Source organism: Streptomyces sp. NPDC005303 (assembly GCF_040607335.1).
GTDB lineage: Bacteria > Actinomycetota > Actinomycetes > Streptomycetales > Streptomycetaceae > Streptomyces.
Map to the genome: position 1 here is coordinate 158,817 of NZ_JBEXGM010000001.1, position 6,000 is coordinate 164,816.

Genomic DNA, 6,000 nt, shown 5'->3' on the forward strand with positions numbered 1-6,000 from the left:
CCTGACGAGGTGACGGATTAGGGGCTGACCTGCGGTTTCTCCTGCTGTGGGGCGAGATGTGCCACCTGGCGAGGCCAGCAGGCGTGAGTCCACCTACCCAGGGGCGCGGGGCTGTATCAACATGCGGCTCCGCCGCGTGGGCGCGACCAGCCCCCACCGGCCCGCAGACGACGCACTACCCCTACGCCAACGCCGACAACCCCGGCCCGAAAACGATCAGCAACGGCAACAACGGCACCAGCGCGGCCGTCGCAGACGTCAGCGCCCGCTGCCTGCGCAGCAACCGCGGCGGCGGCTCCAGCAACCGATCCACCCGCTCACCCAGCAACCGATGACTGGACGCGCACGACAGCACCCCCCGATGCTGGTTCAGCTCGATCAGCGCCAGGGCCGTCGTCAGATGCCCGCACCGCCGCGACGCCGTGTCGTCCGCCGCCAGCTCCACCAGCCGGTGCGTCTGGTCGCAGAAGTGGGCGAACAGCGGCACCCGGGGGAACCCCGTGGCCAGCGCGGTCGACAGGTGGAGCAGCCAGTCGTGGCGGGCCCGCGCGTGCCCGCGCTCGTGGGTGAGGACGGCGTCCAGCTGGTGATCGGTCAGCCGGTGCAGCGCACCTGTCGTCACGATCAGCTGCGGCGGACTCCCCGGCATCCACCACGCGTCCGGGTACTCGTCCTCCAGCACCAGCAGCGGACCGCGCGTCGCCGTCCCCAGCCCGGCCGGCAGATCCGGCGCCCGTTCCCGCAGATGCTCACGGGCGACGCCGCGGCGCCGCCGTGCCTCGACCAGTTCACGGGCCAGCATCGCCGTGGTCCACGCGGCGCCGGCGGCCAGCAGGAGGGTCGACGCGACCGCCCAGACCGGCGCGGCCGACAGGTCGTACGCCGCGGTCACGGCCGGCGGCGCCGGGGCGAACACATGGTCGCGGACCGTGTGGAAGACCGCCGCGGCCCCGAGGACCAGCGCCGTCAGGCAGCACAGCAGCACGGTCGCGACCAGGCACTGCCACACCCACAGCCCGACCACCGGTTCCCGTTCGGGCCACGCGGCCCGGGTGAGCGCGCGCGGTACCGGCACGGCGGCCGCGACGGCGACGGTGCTCAGCAGGAGCAGGCAGAGAGTCATGCCACGGGCTCCGGATCCTGATCGGAGGCAGGGGAGGTGGGGCTGTGTGGTGGGGCGCTGCGGGGCGGCCGGTACGTCGTCCCATGTATGCCGCCCGCCGCCAGTATGCCGTGAGCCACGGCCCCGCGGCAGGACTCGAACAGCTCCGGATGCCTCACACGCCCCCGGACACCACCCGTCCCACCACGTCCCCCAGCCCCACCCGGACCCCGTCCGGGCCGGGAGCCCACGCCGACAGTGTCACCACGTCCCCGTCCTCCAGGAACGTCCGCTTGCCGTCCGGGAGTTCCAGAGCGTCCCGTCCGTTCCAGGTCAGCTCAAGGAGCGATCCCCGCTCGCCCGCCGAGGGCCCGCTCACCGTCCCCGAGCCGTACAGGTCGCCCGTCCTGAGCGAGGCCCCGTTCACCGTCATGTGCGCCAACTGTTGGGCCGCCGTCCAGTACATGGTGGAGAAAGGCGGCTCCGACACCACGTGACCGTTGATCGCGACGGAGATCCGCAGGTCGTAGCCCCCCGGCTCCACGTCGGAAGCGGAGTCGTCCAGATACGGCAACAGCTCGTGCGTCCGCTCCGGCGGCGCCACCCGAGCCTCCTCCAGCGCGTCCAGCGGAGTGATCCACGCCGACACCGACGTGACGAAGGACTTGCCGAGGAACGGGCCGAGGGGGACGTACTCCCAGGCCTGGATGTCCCGCGCCGACCAGTCGTTGAGCAGGCACAGTCCGAAGACGTGCTCGCGGAAGTCACCGAGCCCGACCGGCCGGCCCAGCTCGGACGGCGCCCCGACGACGAAGCCGACCTCCGCCTCGATGTCGAGCCGTACGGACGGCCCGAACACGGGAGCCGCGTCGGCGGGAGCCTTCCGCTGCCCGGAAGGCCGTACGACATCCGTCCCCGACACCACCACCGTGCCCGAGCGGCCGTGGTAACCGATCGGCAGGTGCTTCCAGTTGGGGGTCAGGGAGTCCGCGGCGTCGGGGCGGAAGATCTGGCCGACGTTTCGCGCGTGGTTCTCGGAGGCGTAGAAGTCGACGTAGTCCGCGACCTCGAAGGGGAGATGGAGGTCGACCGAGGACAGCGGGTGGAAGAGGCCCGCGATCGCCTCCTGGTGCGCCGGTACCGTCACCCATGCGGTGAGCGCGCGCCGCACGTCCGACCAGGCCGTGCGGCCGGCGGCCAGCAGGGGCCCCAACGACGGCTGCGCGAGAAAGGAGACGTACGGGGAGCCGAGGGCGGCCGCCGCCGCGCCCGCGTCCAGCACGTGATCGCCGAGCCGGACGCCGACGGACCGGTCCGACGAGCCGGAGGGCGAGAAGACGCCGTACGGAAGGTTGTGCGGGCCGAAGGGATCGCCTTCGGGCAGGTCGAAGGGGACATCGAAGGGGGGCATGGGGTGCTGCCTCACTCTCGCGCATGCCGGGCGGACCGGAAGGTCGCGGCACACGTTGCGGTCCGGGTGGTCGGGCCACACGTTACGGCCGAGTCGCCGGTCACGGGAGTGTCTGAAGGGTTGGCGATGTGACTAAAGAGTTAGCAATGTCCTGTTAAGGGACGGTCGGAGGCTTCCATTCCGGCTTAGCGTCCTTTGCGAGCACGGACGGGATGGGTGGGGTCGCGTCCGTGGGGGGACGCGTGGGGGGACCGTGGCCAAGAGCGCGAGCAGTGTGCCATTCGTGGCCGACCGTGAGGTACCGGCCTTGATCGTCAAATTCGGCGACTATCCGCTGCACCACGGCGGAGTGGGCGCGATCCGCAGTCTGGGGCGCCTCGGCGTGCCGATGTACGCCATCACGGAGGACCCTTACACACCCGCGGCCGCCTCCAGGTACCTCACCCGCGCCTTCGTCTGGCCGACGACCGGCACCGAGGACCCGGGCCGGCTGGTCGAGGGACTCATCCGGATCGGGCGCCGCATCGGCCGTCCCGCCGTCCTCGTGCCGACCGACGAGGAGGCGGCGGTCCTGATCGCCGAGCACCAGAACGACCTCTTCGGCCGGTTCCTCTTCCCGCGCGTGGAGCCCGGCCTCACCCGCCGACTGGCCAGCAAACAGGGGCTGCACGAACTGTGCGTGGAACACGGGATCGCGAGCCCGCAGGCCGCCTTCCCGCAGTCGTACGACGACATCGTGGCCTTCGCCGAGAAGGCTCGCTTCCCCGTGGTGGCCAAGAACCGCGAGGCGTTCGTACGGCGCCGACGGCCCGCGGTGGGCGGCACCACGCGTATCACCACCCGTGAAGGGCTGCTCGCCCTCGCCCGTGACTGGGGCGAGCGGCCCGGGGTGATCCTCCAGGAGTACCTGCCACGAGAGGAGGCCGAGGACTGGATCGTGCACGCCTACTTCGACGCCAACTCCGCCCCGCTGGCCCTGTTCACCGGCGTCAAGGTGCGCTCCTGGCCGCCGCACGCGGGCATGACGGCCAACGCGTACGTCGTCGACAACCCGGAACTCGCGGACCTCGCCGCACGTTTCGTCAAACAGATCGGCTACACCGGCATCATCGACCTCGACCTGCGCTTCGACCGGCGCGACGGTCAGTACAAACTGCTCGACTTCAACCCCCGCATGGGCGCCCAGTTCCGGCTCTTCGAGAGCGAGTCGGGGGTGGACGTCGTCCGCGCCATGCACCTGGACCTGACCGGGCGGGCCGTTCCGGAGGGGGAACAGCGGGCCGGTCACCGCTATGTCGTGGAGAACATCGACCTGCCCGCCCTGCTCGCCTACCGCCGCAGCGGCTATACGACCCCGCACGCGCCGACGCGGCCCAGCGGGACCGAACTGGCCTGGTTCGCGGGTGACGACCCGCTGCCGTTCCTCACCATGCTCGGCCGCTTCGTGCGGCCCGGCGCCAAGCATCTCTACCAGCTGTGGCGCACCAACCGCCGTGGCAGCACCACCAGTTGAACAGCGGGACCGTGAACAGCGGGACCGTGAAGGGCGGCACCACGAACAGCCGCACCACGAACAGCCGCACCACCACGAAGTGACGAAGTGAACGTCCTGGGGAGGGACTTCGTGATCCAACCGGTAGCAGTCATCGGCGCCGGGCCCTTCGGCCTGTCGACCGCGGCCCATCTGCGGGCCCGCGGCATCCCTGTGCGCGTCTTCGGCGACCCCATGGTCAGCTGGCGCGACCACATGCCCGCCGACATGCTCCTCAAGTCGACCCCGGCCGCCTCCAGTCTCGACGCGCCTCAGCGCGGGCACACCCTCGCCGACTACTGCGACGCGGCGGGCATCCGCCGGCTCGTGACGGACGAGGACATCATCCCCGTGGAGACCTTCATCTCCTACGGCCAGTGGTTCCAGCAGAAGCTGGTGCCCGAGCTGGAACAGGTGCGGGTCGTCTCCGTGGACCGCAGCGAGCGGGGCGGCTTCCAGCTCAAGCTCGACTCCGGGGAGTCGTTCACCGCGCGGGCGGTCGTGGTCGCCACCGGTCTCTCGGGGCTCTCCCACCTGCCCCCGGAACTGGCCGCGGCCGCACCCGACGGACCCGCCCCCACCGGCCCGGTCTCCCACAGCTCCCAGCACCCCGACCTCACCCGCTACTCCGGCAAGGAGCTGATCGTCGTCGGCGCCGGCCAGTCCGCACTGGAGACGGCAGCCCTCGCGGCGGAGGCGGGCGCCCAGGTCAGGGTGGTCGCACGCGGACGCGGCAGCGTGGACTTCGGCGCACCGCCGTGGAAGCAGCCGAGGCTGCGGCCCGAGTCGCCCTTCGGCCGCGCCTGGTCGCTGTGGGCGCTGACCTACTACCCGCACCCCTACCGCCGGCTCCCGGCGAGCGCCCGCCACTACCTGGTCCGACGGGTCCTCGGCCCCCTCGGCGCGTGGTGGCTGCGCGACCGCTTCGAGGGCAAGGTCCAGGTCACCGAGGTGGACCGGATCCTCAGGGCGGACACGGCCGACGGCCACCCGGCGCTGGACGTCCGCACCCACACCGGCACGACGGACCGCCTCGCCGCCGACCACGTCATCGCCGCCACCGGCTACCGCGTCGACCTCGCCGCGATGGACTTCCTCGGGCACGAACTGCGCACCGCGCTCGCCGTCAGCCGGGGCACGCCCAGGCTCGGCGCCGGATACGTCTCCTCCGTTCCGGGCCTGTACTTCACCGGCCTGCCGGCGGCGGCCTCCTACGGTCCCGTGATGCGCTTCGTGTGCGGCACGGAGTTCGCCTCACCGAGGCTGGCCCGGCACCTGGCGGCGGCCCACGGCTAGCCTCACGGGGCGCAGAGGTCCTTCAGCCTGTCGGCGGCCGCGTCGATCCTGCCGGAGTCCGGAGTGGTGTCCCCGTCGAGGACGGACCTGTTGTAGTCCTCGATCGCCTTGTCGAGGTCCTTGACGGCCTGGTCGACCTTGCTGTCGCCCGAGTCGTCCTGGAGCTTGTTGATCCTGTCGACGTTCTTGTCGATCGTGGCGATGGACTCGTCGGTCTTCGAGGGGTCCTTCACCGCGTCCCAGCCGGCCTCGTGGATGGCCTTGACGCTGTCCGCGATGGTGTCGGCGCTGGAAACGCAGTCCAGGGAGCTGTCGACGTCCTTCGGGTCGCAGCCGGTGGCGAGGACGGCGGTGAGGGCGACCGCGGTCAGGGCGGTGACGAGGGTGAGGCTACTGCGAGGGCGCATGGCTGTGGCCAACCGTTTCTCGTGACGGGATTCGATGCCCTCCACGATTCCGCCGCCCGACCCGCACCACGAGGGAGCTGCCCGGCGTGTGCGGGGTGTAGCCCGCTACACCCCGCGGTTCTCGGGTCCGGGCGACAGAGCTCGGTGTCCCGCGACGGGCAGCCCGCCCGCCCCAGCGTCCCTCGACGGGCAGCCCGGTCCGTCCCCGCGTCCCGCGACCGGTAGCCCCTTCCCCCCTCGCGTCCCGTGGGGT

Annotated in this window: 5 protein-coding genes; 2 read left to right on the plus strand and 3 right to left on the minus strand. The window is 71.6% G+C overall.

All coding sequences use genetic code 11. The annotated features are described in order from the left end of the window. Nucleotides 1-181: 181 nt before the first annotated feature. Both ABZT93_RS00765 and fahA read right to left on the minus strand, forming a co-directional pair. Nucleotides 182-1,123, minus strand: a complete 942-nt coding sequence (locus ABZT93_RS00765) for a M56 family metallopeptidase (protein WP_356096930.1) — start codon at nt 1,121-1,123, stop codon at nt 182-184. 154 nt (nt 1,124-1,277) lie between these two features. Continuing rightward, nucleotides 1,278-2,513 (minus strand): fumarylacetoacetase, encoded by a 1,236-nt coding sequence (gene fahA / locus ABZT93_RS00770; protein ID WP_356096932.1) that lies wholly within the window; start codon nt 2,511-2,513, stop codon nt 1,278-1,280. A gap of 274 nt (nt 2,514-2,787) precedes the next feature. Between fahA and ABZT93_RS00775 the strand changes: the two genes are divergently transcribed. Further along, a complete protein-coding gene (locus ABZT93_RS00775) occupies nt 2,788-4,026 on the plus strand; it encodes an ATP-grasp domain-containing protein (RefSeq protein ID WP_356098374.1) in 1,239 nt (412 codons plus the stop codon). Between the two features lie 111 nt (nt 4,027-4,137). Next, nucleotides 4,138-5,340: an FAD-dependent oxidoreductase gene (locus tag ABZT93_RS00780; RefSeq protein ID WP_356096934.1), complete on the plus strand. Its 1,203-nt coding sequence runs from the start codon at nt 4,138-4,140 to the stop codon at nt 5,338-5,340. A gap of 2 nt (nt 5,341-5,342) precedes the next feature. On the opposite strand, the gene ABZT93_RS00785 is transcribed toward ABZT93_RS00780, so the two are convergent. After that, entirely contained in the window at nt 5,343-5,747 is a 405-nt protein-coding gene (locus ABZT93_RS00785) for a hypothetical protein (protein ID WP_356096936.1), read from the minus strand. Nucleotides 5,748-6,000 lie beyond the last annotated feature (253 nt).